This is a genomic window from Citrobacter sp. C348, from assembly GCF_047467975.1.
GTDB lineage: Bacteria > Pseudomonadota > Gammaproteobacteria > Enterobacterales > Enterobacteriaceae > Citrobacter > Citrobacter gillenii.
The window spans coordinates 166,229-183,760 of the sequence record NZ_JASJUJ010000002.1 but is presented as its reverse complement, the minus strand read 5'-3'; the positions used below and the strand labels follow the sequence as shown (position 1 = coordinate 183,760).

Genomic DNA, 17,532 nt, shown 5'->3' with positions numbered 1-17,532 from the left:
TTACAGGAACATCAGGAAATACATCAGGAACACGTTCACCAGCAACAGCAGGATGCCGGTCGGCACCTGCGCTTTAATCACCGCGTTTTTATCCGGCAGCTCCAGCAGCGCCGCCGGCACGATGTTAAAGTTTGCCGCCATTGGCGTCATCAACGTGCCGCAATAACCCGAGAACATGCCAATTGCCGCCATCACCGCCGGATTGCCGCCGTGCTGCAAGACGAGGATTGGAATCCCAATCCCGGCGGTCACAATCGGGAAGGCGGCAAACGCGTTACCCATAATCATGGTCAGCAACGCCATACCGATGGTATACACCGCCACAGCAATAAAGCGGCTGTCCACCGCCAGATATTCCTGCGTCAGATACGAAATGCCGCTGCCGACGCCCGCCGCCGTAAACAGCAGTCCGAGCGTGGCAAGAATTTGCGGCAGAATGAACGCCCAGCCGATGGAGTCCAGCAGACGACGCGCTTCCTGAATCGGCTGATGTGCCCGCTCATGGGTCATTTTAACCGCCATTGCCAGACCAATCAGCGAACCGGCGGTCATTGAAAACAGCGTCACCAGCGTGGCGTGATTCCCCGGTCCAAACAGCGCATTCTGTAAACCCGGAATATGATTGAACATCAGCACGCCGACAACAGTGACCACCGGGATCGCCAGCGCCGGGAAAAACAGCCGGTTGCCCAGTCGACTGGCGCTTTCTTCACGCTGTTGTTGTGTACGTTGATGGTAGCTGCCGAGCTTCACGCCGCCAAAACCGGCGATTAGCGCCAGTACGACCACCGCGATACCCACCGCGATATGCACCGTACGTTTATCGCCAAACAGTGAATAGGTCCAGTCACCCAGCAAAAACAGTAGACCGTACACGCCCCAGAACAGACCGGTGGTTAAACGCCGGGGGTTCGCTTTGTCCTGCCAGGACATCACGGCCACAATCAACAAGACCGCACCCGCCAGCCAGTAGAGATAGCTTTGCTGAAAATTCATTTCGCTTCTCCTTTCGCTGCGGCATTCGCTTTCGCGACTTCTCGTTGCAGATAGTTATCCAGCCGCCACAAGCGCGCGCCGTGGATCAGGAAGGCACAAATCGCCGTTGGGATCCCCCACAAGGCAATGTGCAGCGGCTCGGTCTGGATCCCGCCGGACTCCAGCATAAAGTTGTGCATGAAGATGATTGCCCCGAAGGCCACAAAGATATCTTCGCCGAAAAACAGCCCAACGTTATCGGTCGCCGCCGACATCGCGCGCAGGCGATAGCGTACAGAGCCTGGCAGTTCACCGTGATTTTTCTCAGCGGCCCCTTCTGCCATCGGCGCCAGTAGCGGACGCACCATTTGCGGATGGCCACCCAGACTGGTTAATCCCAGCGCGGCGGTCGCTTCACGAATAAACAGATAGACAATCAGCAAACGGCCGCTGGTGGCGCTACGGATTTTCGCGATCCACGCCTGGGCGCGTTCTTTCAGGCCATGGCGCTCCAGCAGGCCGATGACCGCCAGTGGAATCAATAAGATAAACGGCAGGTTGCGGGTGTTGAGAAAACCTTCACCCAGTTTTTCGAGGATAGTGGCGATCGGCATATGCGCCGCCAACCCGGTGACGATCCCGGCAATGATAACCACCAATACCGGGTTAAAACGTAAAAGAAATCCGACCACGATGACGGCGATCCCCGTCAATGGCCAGAGAGAAATAGCCTCTCCCATAATTAAATCCCTTATGTTGTTGTGTTGTATATTATTGTTTTGTATAAAAAATATTATGCGATAATTTCAATATTGCATGCATTAAACGCGCTGCGCAAACGGCGGGCAAAAGCGAGTGCGTGCTCACCATCACCATGAATACAGACCGTCTGTGCCGTGACGTTGGCCCATTCTCCGGTTTGGCTTTTTACTCTCCCGGACTGCACCATTTGTAAGGTTTGCGCCAACGCCTGCTCTTCGTCTTCAATCAGCGCCCCCGGCTGACTACGCGGAACCAGACTGCCATCCGCCTGATAGCCGCGATCGGCAAACACCTCCTGACGCGTCTGCAGACCATAATGCTCGCCGGCCCGAATCAGTTCGCTACCCGCCAGCCCCACCAGCACCAGCGACGGATCGCAGGCATGCACCGCCCTGGCGATGGCATCCGCCAACTGTGGATCCCTGGCGGCCTGGTTGTACAACATGCCGTGCGGTTTGACGTGGCGCATCACGCCACCTTCCGCCCGGGTTATCGCCGCCAGCGCACCGATTTGATACAGCGTCTGGGCGTAAACCGTGTCGACGGGCAGGGTCATGGCGCTACGGCCGAAGTTTTCCCGATCCGGGAAACTTGGGTGCGCCCCCACTGCCACGCCGTTTTTTAGCGCCTCACGCACGCTTGCCAGCATGGTTTGCGCATCGCCGGCGTGAAATCCGCAGGCAATGTTGGCAGAAGACACCAGTTGCAGCAGCGCGGCGTCATTTGCGCAGCCTTCACCGAGGTCTGCATTCAGATCAATTTTCATCGTTAAGTCGCCATGTTAATTGTTCCAGATAACGCTGCTGGTCGTGACGCGCCTTTAGCGCTTCCTCCAGCGAGCACTGAACAAAATGAATTGGCTGGCCGAGGGGAATTTGTGCCAGATGGTACATATCCGCCTCAATAATACAGGCGATACGCGGATAACCGCCCGTGGTCTGGGCGTCGTTCATCAGCACGATCGGCTGGCCGTTATGCGGCACCTGCACCACGCCGGGAAGCAGACCATGTGACAACAGTTCACGATCGGTAGTGCGCGTTAACGGCTGTCCCTGCAGGCGATACCCCATGCGGTTACTCTGCGGGCTGAGCTGCCACGGTGAACGCCAGAATGACGCCTGCGAAGCTTCATCAAACTCATGATACTCAGGTCCGGGCAACGCACGAATGCGGTTGCCCCACATCAGCTGTTTTACCCCCTGCGGTCCGCTGAACCGTCGAGTGGAAACGCCCACCGCCAGCCTGTCGCCGTCGCGTAACAGACGCCCTTCCAGACCGCCGATGCCGACTTTCAGGTCGGTACTGCTTGAGCCCATTACATTGGGGACATCAATGCCGCCCGCCACTGCCAGATAACTGCGCATGCCATGTTGCGGACGTTTTAGCGTCAGACGTTGTCCTGCTTTCACCGGCAGTCGCCATCCGCTCCACACCGGGTTACCGTCTAAATGCGCATCACACCCCGCGCCGGTCAAGGCAAACCAGCTATCTGCGTCAAACTCCACCACCAACTGACCGAGCGTTATCTCCAGCGCGGCGGCATTTGCATCGTTGCCCACCAGCAGGTTGGCAACGTTCAATGCGGGCTTATCCAGCGCCCCACAGTGGCTGATTCCTGACTGGCGAAAACCATGACGACCGCCGTCCTGGACGGAGGTGTACATACCGGCACGAATGATAGTTAACATACTCCCTCCTTCTGCGGTACAAAGCGCACGGTATCTCCTGGTCGTAACAGGATGGGTTCATCCCGGCGGGGATCAAACAACTTAATGGCGGTATGCCCTATCAACTGCCATCCTCCCGGCGTGGTGAGCGGGTAGATACCGGTTTGTGAACCGCCGATACCGACCGAACCTGCTGGAACAATCAGACGCGGTTCCGCACGTCGCGGGGTATGCAGTTGTTCCGGTAAGCTCCCGAGATAGGGGAACCCTGGCTGAAAGCCTAAAAACCAGACCACATAGTCAACAGAAGCATGCAATTCAACGACCTGCTTTTCGCTTAATCCACTGTGTTGTGCGACATCGGCCAGATCCGGTCCCTGCTTTCCGCCGTAGGTCACCGGAATTTCAATAAAGCGCGACTCCGGCTCCAGTGCTTCACTCTCCTCCCACCAGCGTTGCAGCCGTTCAATGGCATCCAGCGCCAGGGTTTGCGGATTACGCAGCGTCACCGTGATATTGTTCATACCCGGGATCACTTCAAGCACATTCGGGGCATCAACCAGGCGCTGAGCCAAACCCCAAATGCGTTTCTGGGTCGCCAGCGTAATGGGGGGTTCCAGTTCCAGAACCACCGCAGTTTCACCTAACAGATAACAACGCGCTCGCTGCACTTTCGTCCCTCTTTTTACAACCTGATTCATTAGGCGGGGTTAGGAATATCGATAAACGATACATCCAGCTCGGTATTTTCATTCAGCCATTCACTTAACGCCCGGATACCGCCGCGTTCGGTGGCATGGTGTCCGGCGGCATAGAAATGCAGCCCCTGCTCACGGGCTGAGTGAATAGTTTGCTCTGAGACTTCGCCGGTAATAAATGCATCAACACCAAAACGGGCCGCGCTATCAATGAAGCTCTGCCCTCCCCCGGTGCACCAGGCAACGCGCTGAATTTTTTCCGGCCCGCTATCGCCACACCACAATGGTTTACGTCCTAAACGCGCCTCAATCCACGAGGCAAATTCCAGCCCCGGCACCGGCATGGCAAGTTCACCCCACGGTACCAACGGCTCGATTTCACCCATCACGGTAATGCCCAACAGCGCCGCCAGCTGTGCGTTGTTACCCAGCTCCGGGTGAGCATCCAACGGCAGGTGCCAGCCATACAGGTTGATGTCATTTTCCAGCAGCGTTTTCAGACGATGGCGCTTCATGCCACGAATTACCGGAGATTCGCCTTTCCAGAAGTAACCGTGATGAACGATGACCGCATCAGCGCCCAGGCGCACAGCCTCATCCAGCAAGGCCTGGCTTGCTGTCACGCCGGTCACGATTTTATGCACCGTCTCTTTGCCCTCAACCTGCAAACCATTCGGCGCATAGTCGCTAATCGCGGCGCTGTTCAGTTTGTCGTTGATCAGTTGTTCCAGCTCGGTGTTTTTCATCATCGCCCTCGTTGTCATAATTTCTGCCTGTCCAATCAGCAATACTGCTTATGTAAAATAGCGTCCCCGCCTCCATTCGTCGATAACCATTTCACTGACACATCAAGAAACACTCACTCGCCGTTTGAACGTAAATTGCTTACCACTACGTGATTTTATTCATGTATATTTATGCAATCAGACAGCATATTGCAAAAATAATCAGATCTGTATCAAAGTTATAACTTCAAGGAAACACGCTCACGCAGTACGTTCATCCTGGCGTGAGGCATTTACTTCGAGAATAGAATGAATAAACACGCATCTCAGCCACGCGCAATTTATTACGTCGTCGCGCTGCAAATTTGGGAATACTTCAGTTTTTACGGCATGCGCGCCCTGCTGATCCTGTATCTCACCAACCAACTCAAGTACAACGATACTCATGCGTATGCGTTGTTCAGCGCTTACTGTTCGCTGGTGTATGTCACGCCTATTCTTGGCGGATACCTGGCGGATAAGGTCCTTGGTAACCGTATGGCGGTGATGATTGGCGCATTGTTAATGGCGGTTGGGCACCTGGTACTGGGTGCCAGTGAAATAGCGCCAGCGTTCCTATATTTATCTTTGGCGATCATTGTCTGCGGCTACGGTCTGTTTAAATCCAACATTAGCTGCCTGCTGGGTGAGCTGTATCACACCGACGATCCGCGCCGAGATGGCGGGTTCTCACTGCTCTACGCCGCCGGAAATATCGGTTCGATTATCGCTCCCATTGCCTGTGGCTATGTGCAGGAAGAATACAGCTGGGCGATGGGCTTCGCGCTGGCCGCAATTGGTATGCTGGCAGGACTGGTGATTTTCTTGTGCGGAAACCGGCATTTCGCCCACACTACCGGCGTCAACAAAGCGGTCTTGTGTGCCAGAACGTTTGTTCTGCCAAACTGGGCCTGGCTGTTAGTGCTGCTGGTCGCCGCCCCGCTACTGATTACCGTTCTATTCTGGAAAGAGTGGTCCGTGTATGCGCTGATCGTCGCCACCGTCATTGGTCTGGCCGTTCTGGTCAAAATTTACCGTCAGGCGCAAACGCAAAAGCAGCGCAAGGAACTGGGACTTATCGTCACGCTGACGTTCTTCAGCCTGCTGTTCTGGGCCTTTGCGCAGCAGGGCGGCAGCTCCATCAGCCTGTATATCGACCGCTTTGTGAATCGCGATATTCTGGGATATTCCATTCCTACCGCCATGTTCCAGTCGGTTAACGCCTTTGCCGTGATGCTGTGCGGCATCGTGCTGGCCTGGGTAGTCAAAGAAAGCGTCAGTGGTAATCGTACCGTGCGCATCTGGGGAAAATTTGCCCTCGGCCTAGGGTTGATGAGCGCCGGATTCTGTATTCTGACCTTAAGCGCCCGCTGGTCCGCCGCTTACGGCCACTCCTCGATGCCGCTGATGGTGTTGGGGCTGGCGGTAATGGGATTTGCCGAACTGTTTATCGACCCGGTCGCCATGTCGCAGATTACGCGCATTGAGATCCCTGGCGTCACCGGCGTGTTAACCGGAATCTATATGCTGCTGTCCGGCGCTATTGCCAACTATCTGGCGGGGGTGATTGCCGACCAGACGTCACAAGGCGCGTTTGATGCCTCCGGGGCCATCAACTATTCCATCAACGCGTATATTGACGTCTTTAGCGAAATTACCTGGGGTGCGTTGGCCTGCGTGGCGCTGGTGCTGCTGATTTGGCTGTACCAGTCACTTAAATTTAAAAAACGCGCGCTGGCGCTAGAGTCCTGAGTTAACAGGCCCGATGATGTCATATGAGTCGGGCCTGTTTTTTATCAGACGGTTACGCATTATTCGCTGCCAAATCCTCTTCAGCCAAACCGGTAATCAGTAATACCATTTCGCGATCTATTCCTTGTGCCAGCATGGTTAGCGCAATACGCAACGCGGCTTCTTGCTTACCTTGCTGTAGTCCTTGTTGCAGCCCTTCCTGTACTCCATCTAACCGTAACCGCTCCGCAATAGTCATCAGCCTCTCCTTGTGTTGGGGGATCCGTTGCGTCATCTCTTGCATAAATTCAGTGAAACGAGATTCATCGCCGGATTGCAGAATGTAATTAAACATCGCCTGTAGCTGCGTGTCATTAGTGCAACCTGTTAGTAGCAGTGTGCTCAGTTGCTCTACCAGCCCCATCAAATCCCGCTGACGGATATGCTTTTGCATCAGTTCCAGCAACGCCATTCGCCTGTGAGCCATGATGTCGTCATCTGGCACAACCATGCTACCGGAAGGCAGTACGCAGAAATCGACCGCACGCTCACCCCTTGCGTGCCGCCTCGTAGGCCGCCAGCGTCGCTAGCCTGGCCTGCTTATGATCAATAATCGGACGGGGATAACTGAGGGTAACCTGCGCTTTTTCCGCCCACGTCCACGGATCGTGGATCGCTTTACCAGGTACGTCGTGCAACTCGGGAACCCACCGGCGGATAAACTCACCGTCGCGGTCGAACTTTTCCCCCTGAGTGGTGGGATTAAAAATGCGGAAATACGGTGCCGCGTCGGTTCCTGTAGACGCAGCCCACTGCCAGCCACCATTATTGGCCGCCAGGTCGCCGTCGATCAGTTGCGACATGAAATACTGCTCGCCTTTACGCCAGTCAATCAACAGATCTTTCACCAGGAAGCTGGCGGCGATCATGCGTAAACGGTTATGCATCCAGCCGGTAGCGTTAAGCTGGCGCATCGCGGCATCAACAATGGGGTATCCCGTATTTCCCGTCTGCCACGCCTGAAGATGCGCCGCGTTGTTCTGCCATTGCACACGGTCAGTCCAGCGAATAAACGGTTGATGTCGGCACAGCGCCGGATGGTAAGTCATTAAATGACGGTAAAATTCGCGCCAGATAAGTTCATTTAGCCAGACGCTCCCGGCACCGCCCTCTAGCGCCTTCGGCTGTTCGGCTAACAGACGGTTCAGGCATTGACGCGGCGATAGCCCGCCCGTAGCCAGACTCGCAGACAAGCGACTGGTGCCTTCAATGGCCGGGTAATCACGCTGTTGCTCATAGTCGCTCGCGGCCTGCTGACAAAACTGGCGTAACTGCGCGATAGCCCGTTTTTCTTGCGCCGGGAAAAGTGCTGCATCAAAATCTTGCTGCGGATAATTCAGCGTGAGTGGCGTTAACGGCGCGTTGAGCGCCCCACTCTCCCGCACCATTGGCGCGCTAACACATTCCGGAATGCCGTCTTTAATTCGCTTCAGCCAGGCATTTTTAAACGGCGTAAAGACTTTATACATTTCATGATTGCCGGTCATAACCGCGCCCGGGGGTAAGATCACACTGTCGTCAAAGCCTTCGCACACGACGTCAGGCAACTGCTTCTCGACCCTTGCATCACGCTGCCGTTCGTTGATTTCATACTGATAGTTATAAAACAGTCGGCTGACGTCATGCTGTGCGCAAACACGTTTTACTGTCTCCACGCTGGCAGCAAAATCGGCAACTTCATGAAACAGCAGCGGGATCCCTTTTTCTGCCAACGCCGCATGTAGCGCATTCAACTGCACGCTGATAAACGCCGCCTGACGCGCAGACATATCATGCGCCGCCCATTGTTCTGGGGTGGAGATATATAGCGCCAACACCCGGGCTGAACGATCCCGACACGCCGCCGCAAGAGCAAGATTGTCATGCAGGCGCAAATCACGCCGAAACCAGACCAGATGCGTGGTCATAAAACTCCCGCAGATAAATTAATTTTTGCCGCGCAAATCCAGAATTGCCGGCCAGAGTTCAAAATAACGTTGCCCGGACAGCCAGGTGTTCGGGTGCTCGGCCATATAGTGTTTGATGAGCATTAACGGTGCAAGCAGTGGCTGCGCTTCACGTCGATAGCTATAGATTATCGAGGTCAGTTCCTGACGTTGATGCAGATCGAGTTGATTGCGGAAATAACCCTGAACGTGCATCAGGACATTGGTGTGATTACGTCGGGTTGCATTATTGAACAGCAAATGCGTCAGTCGTAAGCGGTACTCATTAAAAAACGCATCGAGACTTTGCCATTCGTGGATGGCGGCAACGAAGGGGCCAAGTTCACGATACTCTGGCTGGGAGTGCGCCAGCAGGATCAGTTTGTAGCGGGTGTGATAGTCAATCAAGGCCCCGCGCGTTAGCCCGCGCTGTCGAAGCTTATACAGTTCATGCAGCGCATAAATACGCACCAGAGTACTGTCGTCGAACGGCGGTTTCTCACTCGCTGCTGTCGCCTGACACGTGCGGATACCCACAGGAATTCTTTTGCTCATCACGACTCCTTTTCCGTTATTCGGGTAAGTGTAGACGTCAGCGCATAAAAAAACCGCCACATTGCTGTTGGCGGTTTTTTTAGCAATTACGATGACTTAATAGAAATCGCAGGTGGCTTTTTCAGCCTGATCCATCCACACCGGTTTATCACTGGTTTTCGACCAGACGCGGTGCAGGTAGCTGTAAAAACGGGCGCGATCTTTCCAGAACAGCATCACCGGCAGCGCCAGCACGCCCGCCACGACGGCGAAAGTACGGCGTAATAAGACAATGTGCGCTGGATATTCTTTATAGAGTTCCATACTTTTCTCCCCTCAATCTGTTCGGTGAATAGCACCGGAAAATAAATTTGGTTAACTGATGAAAATAATACCGCCTTGTGTGTAATTTTGCTACTCATCCGACCACTTATTTTTGTCTATTGATGCTCCGTTTAGCCTGAAGCTGTAATTAGGTTACATAAAAGTTAAATTAATACTAATCATTAGTTAAATAACGGTCTTTGCCATTTTTATACTTTTTTTACACCCCACCCGCCAATTTTTGCGAAATCTTTGCAACCAAAAACCTACGCTCTGGTTATCACATTGATGTCACTGGAGGTGCACCGTGAGTGCAGGCGTGATAACTGGCATTGTGCTGGTTTTTTTATTACTCGGTTATCTGGTGTATGCCCTGATTAAGGCGGAGGCGTTCTGATGGCGGCACAAGGATTTTTACTCATCGCCAGTTTCTTACTGGTGTTATTTGTCATCGCCAGACCGCTGGGTGCCGTGCTGGCACGACTCATCACCAACATCCCCCTTCCGGGCGTAACCGGTGTTGAGCGTATTCTCTGGCGCGGGTTAGGCGTTTCACAACATGAGATGAACTGGAAACAGTACCTGCTGGCGATCCTGATGCTCAATATCCTGGGTCTGCTGGTGCTGTTTTCCCTGCTGATGGCGCAAAACTTGTTACCACTGAATCCTCAGCAGCTACCGGGGCTGTCATGGCATCTTGCGCTGAATACCGCCGTGAGTTTTGTCACCAATACCAACTGGCAGTCTTACAGTGGCGAAACCACTTTAAGCTACTTTAGCCAGATGGCTGGCTTAACCGTGCAGAATTTTCTGTCTGCGGCGACCGGTATTGCGGTGATTTTTGCCCTAATCCGCGCCTTTACGCGCCAGAATATGAATACCCTGGGCAATGCGTGGGTGGATCTGGTGCGCATTACGCTGTGGATCCTGCTCCCTCTTTCTCTGCTTATTGCCCTGTTCTTTATTCAGCAAGGCGCACTGCAAAACCTGCTGCCCTATCAGTCATTCACCACCCTTGAAGGCGTCAAGCAGCTGTTACCAATGGGACCGGTTGCCTCGCAGGAGGCCATTAAAATGCTCGGTACCAACGGCGGCGGCTTCTTTAATGCTAACTCATCGCATCCGTTTGAAAACCCAACCGCCTTGACCAATATGGTGCAGATGTTGGCTGTCTTTTGCATTCCTGCCGCCCTGTGCTTTGCCTTTGGCGATGTCGTGGGCGATCGCCGTCAGGGACGCACCTTACTGTGGGCCATGTCGCTGATTTTTGTCATCTGCGTGGCGATTGTGATGTGGGCGGAAGTTCAAGGAAACCCACATCTGCTGGCATTTGGCGCAGACAGCAGTCTCAATATGGAAGGGAAAGAGAGCCGCTTTGGCGTACTGGTCAGCAGTCTGTTCGCGGTCGTCACAACGGCGGCCTCCTGTGGGGCGGTCATCGCGATGCACGACTCCTTCACCGCACTGGGCGGGATGGTACCGATGTGGTTGATGCAGATTGGCGAAGTGGTGTTCGGCGGCGTGGGCTCCGGTTTATACGGCATGCTGCTGTTCGTCCTGCTGGCAGTGTTTATCGCCGGACTGATGATCGGGCGCACGCCGGAATATCTGGGTAAGAAAATCGACGTGCGCGAAATGAAAATGACCGCGCTGGCGATTCTGGTCACTCCTGCGCTGGTGTTGATCGGCACAGCGATAGCCATGATGAGCGACGCGGGTCGTAGCGCCATGCTCAACCCCGGCCCGCATGGTTTCAGCGAAGTACTGTACGCCGTGTCGTCTGCCGCCAACAACAACGGCAGCGCCTTTGCCGGGTTAAGCGCCAACAATCCTTACTGGAACTGCCTGCTGGCGTTGTGCATGTTCTTTGGCCGCTTCGGGGTCATTATTCCGGTGATGGCAATTGCCGGTTCGCTGGTGGGTAAAAAGAGCCAACCGGCAAGTCAGGGGACGCTCCCCACCCACGGCCCACTGTTTGTCGGGTTGTTGATCGGTACGGTGTTACTGGTTGGCGCCCTCACCTTTATTCCTGCACTGGCGCTTGGCCCGGTCGCAGAATACCTCTCTTTACGTTGAGCGATGCGGAGCACATTGTTATGAGTCGCAAACAACTGGCACTGTTCGAACCGTCTCTGGTCGCACAGGCGCTGATGGACGCCGTTAAAAAGTTAAGCCCACATACCCAGTGGCGCAACCCGGTAATGTTTATCGTCTGGCTGGGCAGCCTGCTGACAACCTTGTTAACCGTCGCCATGGCAACCGGGCACATGACAGGGAACGCCCTGTTTACCGGTGCGATAAGCCTCTGGCTGTGGGTCACCGTCCTGTTCGCCAACTTTGCCGAAGCGCTGGCGGAAGGACGCAGTAAAGCCCAGGCCAACAGCCTGAAAGGGGTTAAAAAAACGGCGTTTGCCCGCAAATTGCGTGAACCGAAATACGGGGCCGGGATGGATCATGTTCCCGCAGAGGAACTACGCAAAGGCGATATCGTACTGGTGGAAGCAGGCGATATTATTCCCTGCGACGGCGAGGTGATTGAAGGCGGCGCATCGGTGGACGAAAGCGCCATTACCGGGGAATCTGCGCCGGTTATCCGTGAGTCCGGCGGTGATTTTGCTTCCGTAACCGGCGGGACCCGCATTCTTTCCGACTGGCTGGTTATCGAATGCAGCGTGAACCCCGGTGAAACCTTCCTCGACCGGATGATCGCCATGGTTGAAGGCGCCCAGCGGCGTAAGACGCCCAACGAAATCGCGCTGACAATCCTGCTGATAGCCCTGACCATCGTCTTTTTACTGGCAACCGCCACCCTGTGGCCGTTCTCGGCCTGGGGCGGCAGTGCAGTTAGCGTCACGGTGCTGGTTGCCCTGCTGGTGTGCCTGATCCCGACAACTATTGGTGGGCTACTCTCGGCGATTGGCGTGGCCGGTATGAGCCGAATGCTCGGCGCGAACGTGATCGCCACCAGCGGGCGGGCGGTCGAAGCAGCAGGTGACGTCGACGTACTGTTGCTGGATAAAACCGGCACCATTACGCTGGGTAACCGTCAGGCATCAGATTTTATTCCCGCCCACGGTGTCGACGAAAAAACGCTGGCCGACGCGGCGCAGCTTTCATCACTGGCGGATGAAACGCCGGAAGGTCGCAGCATCGTGATTCTGGCAAAACAGCGCTTTAATCTGCGCATACGCGATGTGCAATCGCTGCACGCCACGTTTGTGCCGTTCACCGCGCAAAGCCGGATGAGCGGCATTAACATCGACGACCGCATGATCCGTAAAGGCTCGGTTGACGCCATTCGTCGTCACGTCGAGGCCAACGGCGGGCACTTTCCAGCCGACGTGGAGCAGAAAGTGGAAAGCGTTGCCCGCCTTGGCGCGACGCCGCTGGTCGTTGCCGAAGGTGCGCGAGTGCTGGGCGTGATTGCCCTGAAAGATATCGTTAAAGGCGGGATCAAAGAACGTTTTGCCCAACTGCGCAAAATGGGCATCAAAACGGTGATGATCACCGGCGATAACCGCCTGACCGCCGCGGCGATCGCGGCAGAAGCCGGGGTAGATGACTTTTTAGCCGAAGCCACACCGGAAGCCAAACTGGCGCTGATTCGTCAGTACCAGGCGGAAGGCCGTCTGGTGGCAATGACCGGTGACGGCACGAACGACGCCCCCGCACTGGCGCAGGCAGACGTTGCGGTCGCCATGAACTCCGGGACCCAGGCGGCTAAAGAAGCGGGCAACATGGTGGACCTTGATTCTAACCCCACCAAGCTTATCGAAGTGGTCCACATTGGCAAACAGATGCTGATGACGCGCGGTTCACTGACCACCTTCAGTATTGCCAACGACGTCGCCAAATATTTTGCCATTATTCCGGCGGCGTTTGCCGCCACCTATCCGCAGCTCAACGCGCTTAACGTGATGCGTCTGCATTCGCCGGATTCGGCAATCCTCAGCGCGGTTATCTTCAATGCGCTGGTGATTGTCTTTCTGATCCCACTGGCACTGAAAGGGGTGAGCTACAAACCGTTGTCCGCCTCCGCCATGTTACGTCGCAATCTGTGGGTTTACGGCCTGGGTGGTCTGGTCGTGCCGTTTATTGGCATTAAAGTGATTGATTTACTGCTGACCCTGTTGGGTCTGGTGTGAGGTTTAAGATGAATGGATTACGTCCTGCATTATCGACATTACTTTTCCTGATGCTTATTACCGGCGGGGTTTACCCGCTGCTGACCACCGCGTTGGGACAATGGTGGTTTCCCCATCAGGCCAACGGTTCACTCATCCGTGAAGGTCAGACGATCCGCGGTTCTGAACGCATCGGGCAACACTTTACCGCCGCCGGATATTTTCAGGGACGCCCGTCAGCAACGGCGGAAATACCCTATAATCCAATGGGTTCGGGTGGCAGTAATCTGGCCGCCAGCAACCCGGAGCTGGATAAGCAACTGCAAAAGCGGATTGCCGCGCTGCGTGCCGCCAACCCGCAGGCCAGCCCTGTCGTTCCTGTGGAGTTAGTAACCGCATCCGCCAGCGGGCTGGATAATAACCTGACGCCAGAGGCCGTTGCCTGGCAGATTCCACGCGTGGCGCAAGCGCGCAACCTCAGCGTTGAAGAGGTTACGCAGTTGGTTGCACAATACACGCAAAAGCCGCTGGTCAGTTTTATCGGTCAACCGGTGGTGAACCTGGTGGAACTTAATTTAGCGCTGGATAAGCACTGAGACAAAGGACATGCATAGCGAACCCTTACGCCCCGATCCGGACCGTTTACTGGAACAAACGACCGCCCCGCATCGTGGAAAACTGAAAATTTTCTTCGGTGCCTGTGCCGGCGTGGGTAAAACGTGGGCCATGCTAGCGGAGGCCCAGCGGCTGCGGGCGCAAGGCCTGGATGTGTTGATCGGTGTGGTGGAAACCCACGGACGCAAAGAGACCGCCGCGCTGCTGGACGGTCTGGCCGTGCTGCCGTTAAAACGTCAGACTCACCGCGGGCGACGCATCAGCGAGTTCGATCTTGATGCGGCTCTCGCCCGCCGCCCGGCGCTGATATTGATGGACGAACTGGCGCACAGCAATGTGCCAGGCTCACGCCATCCTCGTCGCTGGCAGGACATTGAAGAGCTGCTGGAAGCGGGCATTGATGTTTTTACCACCGTAAACGTGCAGCATCTGGAAAGCCTGAACGACGTGGTCAGCGGCGTGACCGGTATTCAGGTGCGTGAAACCGTCCCCGATCCCTTTTTCGATGCCGCTGACGATGTGGTGCTGGTCGATCTGCCGCCTGACGACTTACGCCAGCGCCTCAACGAAGGCAAGGTGTATATCGCCGGTCAGGCTGAACGGGCAATCGAACATTTCTTTCGCAAAGGTAATTTAATCGCCCTGCGCGAACTGGCCCTGCGCCGTACCGCCGATCGGGTAGACGATCAAATGCGCGCCTGGCGAGGACGACCGGGAGAGGAAAAAGTCTGGCACACCCGTGACGCGATTTTGCTGTGTATTGGACACAATACCGGCAGTGAAAAGCTGGTACGCGCCGCCGCACGTCTGGCTGCTCGCCTTGGCAGCGTGTGGCACGCGGTGTATGTCGAAACCCCGGCGCTGCATCAGCTCCCGGAAAAACAGCGCCGTGCGATCTTAAGCGCGCTACGGCTGGCACAGGAACTGGGTGCGGAAACCGCCACCCTTTCCGATCCCGCCGAAGACAAGGCGGTGATTCGTTACGCCCGGGAGCATAACCTGGGAAAAATTGTGCTGGGACGGCCAACCACGCGCCGCTGGTGGCGCAGCGACTCCTTTGCCGACAAGCTGGCTCATCGTGCCCCGGATCTCGATCTGATGATTGTCGCGTTGGACGAGCCTCCACCACGCGCAGCAGCCCAAACCATGGATACTCGCACTTTTAAGGATAAATGGCGGGTACAAATTCAGGGCTGTCTGGTGGCCGCCGCGCTGTGCGCCTTCATTACGCTGATTGCCATGCAATGGCTGGTTGCCTTTGACGCCGCCAATCTGGTGATGCTCTATCTGTTAGGCGTGGTGGTTATCGCCCTGTTTTATGGTCGTTGGCCCTCGGTAGTGGCGACCATGATCAACGTCGCCAGCTTCGATCTGTTCTTTATTGCGCCACGTGGGACGCTTGCCGTCTCAGACGTCCAGTATCTGCTCACTTTTACGGTAATGTTAACGGTCGGACTGGTTATCGGGAATCTGACCGCGGGCGTGCGTTATCAGGCTCGGGTCGCGCGTTATCGGGAGCAGCGAACGCGTCATCTGTACGAGATGTCCAAAGCGCTGGCCGTGGGACGTAGCCAGAAAGATATCGCCACCACCAGCGAACAGTTTATCGCCTCCACCTTTCAGGCCCGCAGCCAGGTGTTATTGCCAGATGGGCACGGAAAGCTGGCACCGCTGACGCAGCAGCAGGGTATGACGCCGTGGGATGACGCCATTGCCCAATGGAGTTTTGATAAAGGGCAGCCAGCAGGCGCAGGCACCGATACCCTCCCCGGCGTGCCATATCAGATCTTGCCGCTGAAAAGTGCTGACAAAACGCACGGGCTACTGGTTGTGGAGCCGGGGAATCTGCGTCAGCTGATGATCCCGGAACAGCAGCGTCTGCTGGAAACCTTTACCTTGCTGGTTGCCAGCGCACTCGAGCGTCTGACGCTGACCGCCAGCGAAGAACTGGCGCGCCTTGCCAGCGAGCGAGAAAGCATCCGCAATGCCCTGCTGGCAGCACTCTCTCATGATTTACGCACGCCGCTCACGGTGCTGTTTGGCCAGGCGGAGATTTTAACGCTGGACCTCGCCAGCGAAGGCTCCCCTCACGCCCGTCAGGCTAGCGAAATTCGCCAGCACGTGCTCAATACCACCCGGCTGGTCAATAATTTGCTGGATATGGCGCGGATCCAGTCTGGCGGCTTTAATCTTAAGAAGGAGTGGTTAACACTTGAGGAAGTCGTGGGCAGCGCCCTGCAAATGCTGGAACCTGGCTTAGCCGCGCCGATTAACCTGTCGCTTCCGGCGCCGCTGACGTTGATTCACGTTGACGGTCCACTGTTTGAACGGGTGCTGATTAACCTGCTGGAAAACGCCATCAAATACGCGGGTCCGCAGGCGCAAATCGGCATTGATGCACAGGTCGAAGGTGAGCATCTGCTGCTGGATGTATGGGATGATGGCCCCGGTATTCCGGCGGGCCAGGAGCTCGCAATTTTCGACAAATTCTCCCGGGGAAACAAAGAATCCTCTGTACCGGGCGTAGGGCTGGGACTGGCTATTTGTCAGGCGATTGTGAACGTACACGGCGGGACGATTACCGCCCACAATCGACCGCAGGGTGGCGCAGGCTTCCGTGTTACACTCCCGCAGGAAGCGCCCCCTGAACTTGAAGATTTTCATGAGGATATGTGACAAACGTACTGATTGTTGAAGATGAACAGGCCATTCGCCGCTTTCTGCGCACCGCGCTGGAAGCCGATGGCCTGCGCGTTTACGAAGCAGAAACGCTGCAACGTGGCCTGCTGGAAGCGGCCACGCGAAAACCCGATCTCATCATTCTCGATCTCGGCCTGCCGGACGGTGACGGCATCGATTTTATTCGCGACCTGCGACAATGGAGTGCCATCCCGGTGATTGTGCTTTCTGCCCGCAGTGAGGAGAGCGACAAAATCGCCGCGCTGGACGCCGGTGCCGATGACTATCTCAGCAAACCGTTTGGTATTGGCGAGCTGCAGGCGCGTTTACGCGTGGCCTTACGCCGCCACGCAACCGGGCAAACGCCCGAACCGGTGGTTCAATTCTCAAACATTAAAGTGGATATTGCCGCGCGGCTGGTACACAGTGGTGAAGAGGAAATACATCTGACGCCGATTGAGTTTCGCCTGCTGGCTATCCTGCTGAACAACGCGGGTAAAGTGCTCACCCAACGCCAGTTGTTAAACCAGGTATGGGGACCCAATGCCGTCGAACACAGCCACTACCTGCGAATCTATATGGGGCATTTGCGCCAGAAACTGGAGCTGGACCCGGCCCGTCCACGTCACTTTATTACCGAAACAGGGATCGGCTATCGATTTATGCCGTGAACA

The 17,532-nt window shown here is 55.7% G+C and carries 16 protein-coding genes and 1 pseudogene; 7 read left to right on the top strand and 10 right to left on the bottom strand.

Annotation, left to right across the window (positions count from 1 at the left end; all coding sequences use genetic code 11):
- Genes QNN86_RS04825 through ybgI form a run of 6 tightly spaced genes read right to left on the bottom strand, consistent with a single transcriptional unit; the run spans window position 1 to window position 4,848 of the window.
- A complete protein-coding gene (locus tag QNN86_RS04825) occupies window positions 1-996 on the bottom strand; it encodes a DUF979 domain-containing protein (protein ID WP_096757849.1) in 996 nt (331 codons plus the stop codon).
- Complete coding sequence (locus QNN86_RS04820; protein WP_279277114.1) at window positions 993-1,715, bottom strand: DUF969 domain-containing protein; 723 nt, start codon at window positions 1,713-1,715, stop codon at window positions 993-995. The genes QNN86_RS04825 and QNN86_RS04820 overlap by 4 nt, the downstream gene beginning before the upstream one ends.
- Window positions 1,716-1,768: 53 nt before the next feature.
- A complete protein-coding gene (gene pxpA / locus QNN86_RS04815) occupies window positions 1,769-2,503 on the bottom strand; it encodes a 5-oxoprolinase subunit PxpA (protein ID WP_182270166.1) in 735 nt (244 codons plus the stop codon).
- Window positions 2,493-3,425 (bottom strand): 5-oxoprolinase subunit PxpC, encoded by a 933-nt coding sequence (gene pxpC, locus QNN86_RS04810; RefSeq protein ID WP_182270167.1) that lies wholly within the window; start codon window positions 3,423-3,425, stop codon window positions 2,493-2,495. Before pxpC ends, pxpA begins: the two co-directional genes overlap by 11 nt.
- The gene (gene pxpB / locus QNN86_RS04805; RefSeq protein WP_414210706.1) at window positions 3,419-4,075 is read right to left on the bottom strand and encodes a 5-oxoprolinase subunit PxpB; all 657 of its coding nucleotides are present in this window, start codon (window positions 4,073-4,075) and stop codon (window positions 3,419-3,421) included. Before pxpB ends, pxpC begins: the two co-directional genes overlap by 7 nt.
- Window positions 4,076-4,104: 29 nt before the next feature.
- Window positions 4,105-4,848 carry a radiation resistance protein YbgI gene (gene ybgI, locus QNN86_RS04800; RefSeq protein ID WP_096759449.1) on the bottom strand — a complete coding sequence of 248 codons (744 nt, stop codon included), beginning with the start codon at window positions 4,846-4,848 and terminating at the stop codon, window positions 4,105-4,107.
- A 288-nt stretch (window positions 4,849-5,136) separates the two neighbouring features.
- Between ybgI and dtpD the strand changes: the two genes are divergently transcribed.
- Entirely contained in the window at window positions 5,137-6,618 is a 1,482-nt protein-coding gene (gene dtpD, locus QNN86_RS04795) for a dipeptide permease DtpD (protein WP_182270168.1), read from the top strand.
- A 52-nt stretch (window positions 6,619-6,670) separates the two neighbouring features.
- Here the strand turns inward: dtpD and QNN86_RS04790 are convergent.
- The 4 genes and pseudogenes from QNN86_RS04790 to QNN86_RS04775 all read right to left on the bottom strand — a co-directional run.
- Window positions 6,671-7,105 (bottom strand): annotated as a pseudogene (locus QNN86_RS04790) (Rpn family recombination-promoting nuclease/putative transposase); the annotation flags it as partial.
- Window positions 7,106-7,145: 40 nt separating this feature from the next.
- Complete coding sequence (gene phrB / locus QNN86_RS04785; RefSeq protein WP_414210705.1) at window positions 7,146-8,564, bottom strand: deoxyribodipyrimidine photo-lyase; 1,419 nt, start codon at window positions 8,562-8,564, stop codon at window positions 7,146-7,148.
- 18 nt (window positions 8,565-8,582) lie between these two features.
- Window positions 8,583-9,137, bottom strand: coding sequence for a DUF1722 domain-containing protein (locus QNN86_RS04780; RefSeq protein WP_414210704.1), 555 nt, complete (start codon window positions 9,135-9,137; stop codon window positions 8,583-8,585).
- A 96-nt stretch (window positions 9,138-9,233) separates the two neighbouring features.
- On the bottom strand, window positions 9,234-9,440 hold the full coding sequence (locus tag QNN86_RS04775; protein ID WP_162382539.1) for a YbfA family protein: 207 nt from the start codon (window positions 9,438-9,440) through the stop codon (window positions 9,234-9,236).
- A gap of 307 nt (window positions 9,441-9,747) precedes the next feature.
- Here QNN86_RS04775 and kdpF point away from each other — a divergent pair, with 307 nt between their 5' ends.
- Genes kdpF through kdpE form a run of 6 tightly spaced genes read left to right on the top strand, consistent with a single transcriptional unit; the run spans window position 9,748 to window position 17,529 of the window.
- Window positions 9,748-9,837 (top strand): K(+)-transporting ATPase subunit F, encoded by a 90-nt coding sequence (gene kdpF, locus QNN86_RS04770; RefSeq protein WP_008456132.1) that lies wholly within the window; start codon window positions 9,748-9,750, stop codon window positions 9,835-9,837.
- Window positions 9,837-11,516 carry a potassium-transporting ATPase subunit KdpA gene (gene kdpA, locus QNN86_RS04765; RefSeq protein ID WP_414210703.1) on the top strand — a complete coding sequence of 560 codons (1,680 nt, stop codon included), beginning with the start codon at window positions 9,837-9,839 and terminating at the stop codon, window positions 11,514-11,516. The genes kdpF and kdpA overlap by 1 nt, the downstream gene beginning before the upstream one ends.
- Window positions 11,517-11,536: 20 nt before the next feature.
- A complete protein-coding gene (gene kdpB, locus QNN86_RS04760; RefSeq protein WP_414210702.1) occupies window positions 11,537-13,585 on the top strand; it encodes a potassium-transporting ATPase subunit KdpB in 2,049 nt (682 codons plus the stop codon).
- 8 nt (window positions 13,586-13,593) lie between these two features.
- Window positions 13,594-14,160, top strand: a complete 567-nt coding sequence (kdpC, locus tag QNN86_RS04755; protein WP_181618912.1) for a potassium-transporting ATPase subunit KdpC — start codon at window positions 13,594-13,596, stop codon at window positions 14,158-14,160.
- 10 nt (window positions 14,161-14,170) lie between these two features.
- Window positions 14,171-16,855, top strand: a complete 2,685-nt coding sequence (gene kdpD, locus QNN86_RS04750) for a two-component system sensor histidine kinase KdpD (RefSeq protein ID WP_414210701.1) — start codon at window positions 14,171-14,173, stop codon at window positions 16,853-16,855.
- A complete protein-coding gene (kdpE, locus tag QNN86_RS04745) occupies window positions 16,852-17,529 on the top strand; it encodes a two-component system response regulator KdpE (RefSeq protein WP_182270176.1) in 678 nt (225 codons plus the stop codon). The genes kdpD and kdpE overlap by 4 nt, the downstream gene beginning before the upstream one ends.
- Window positions 17,530-17,532: the final 3 nt, after the last annotated feature.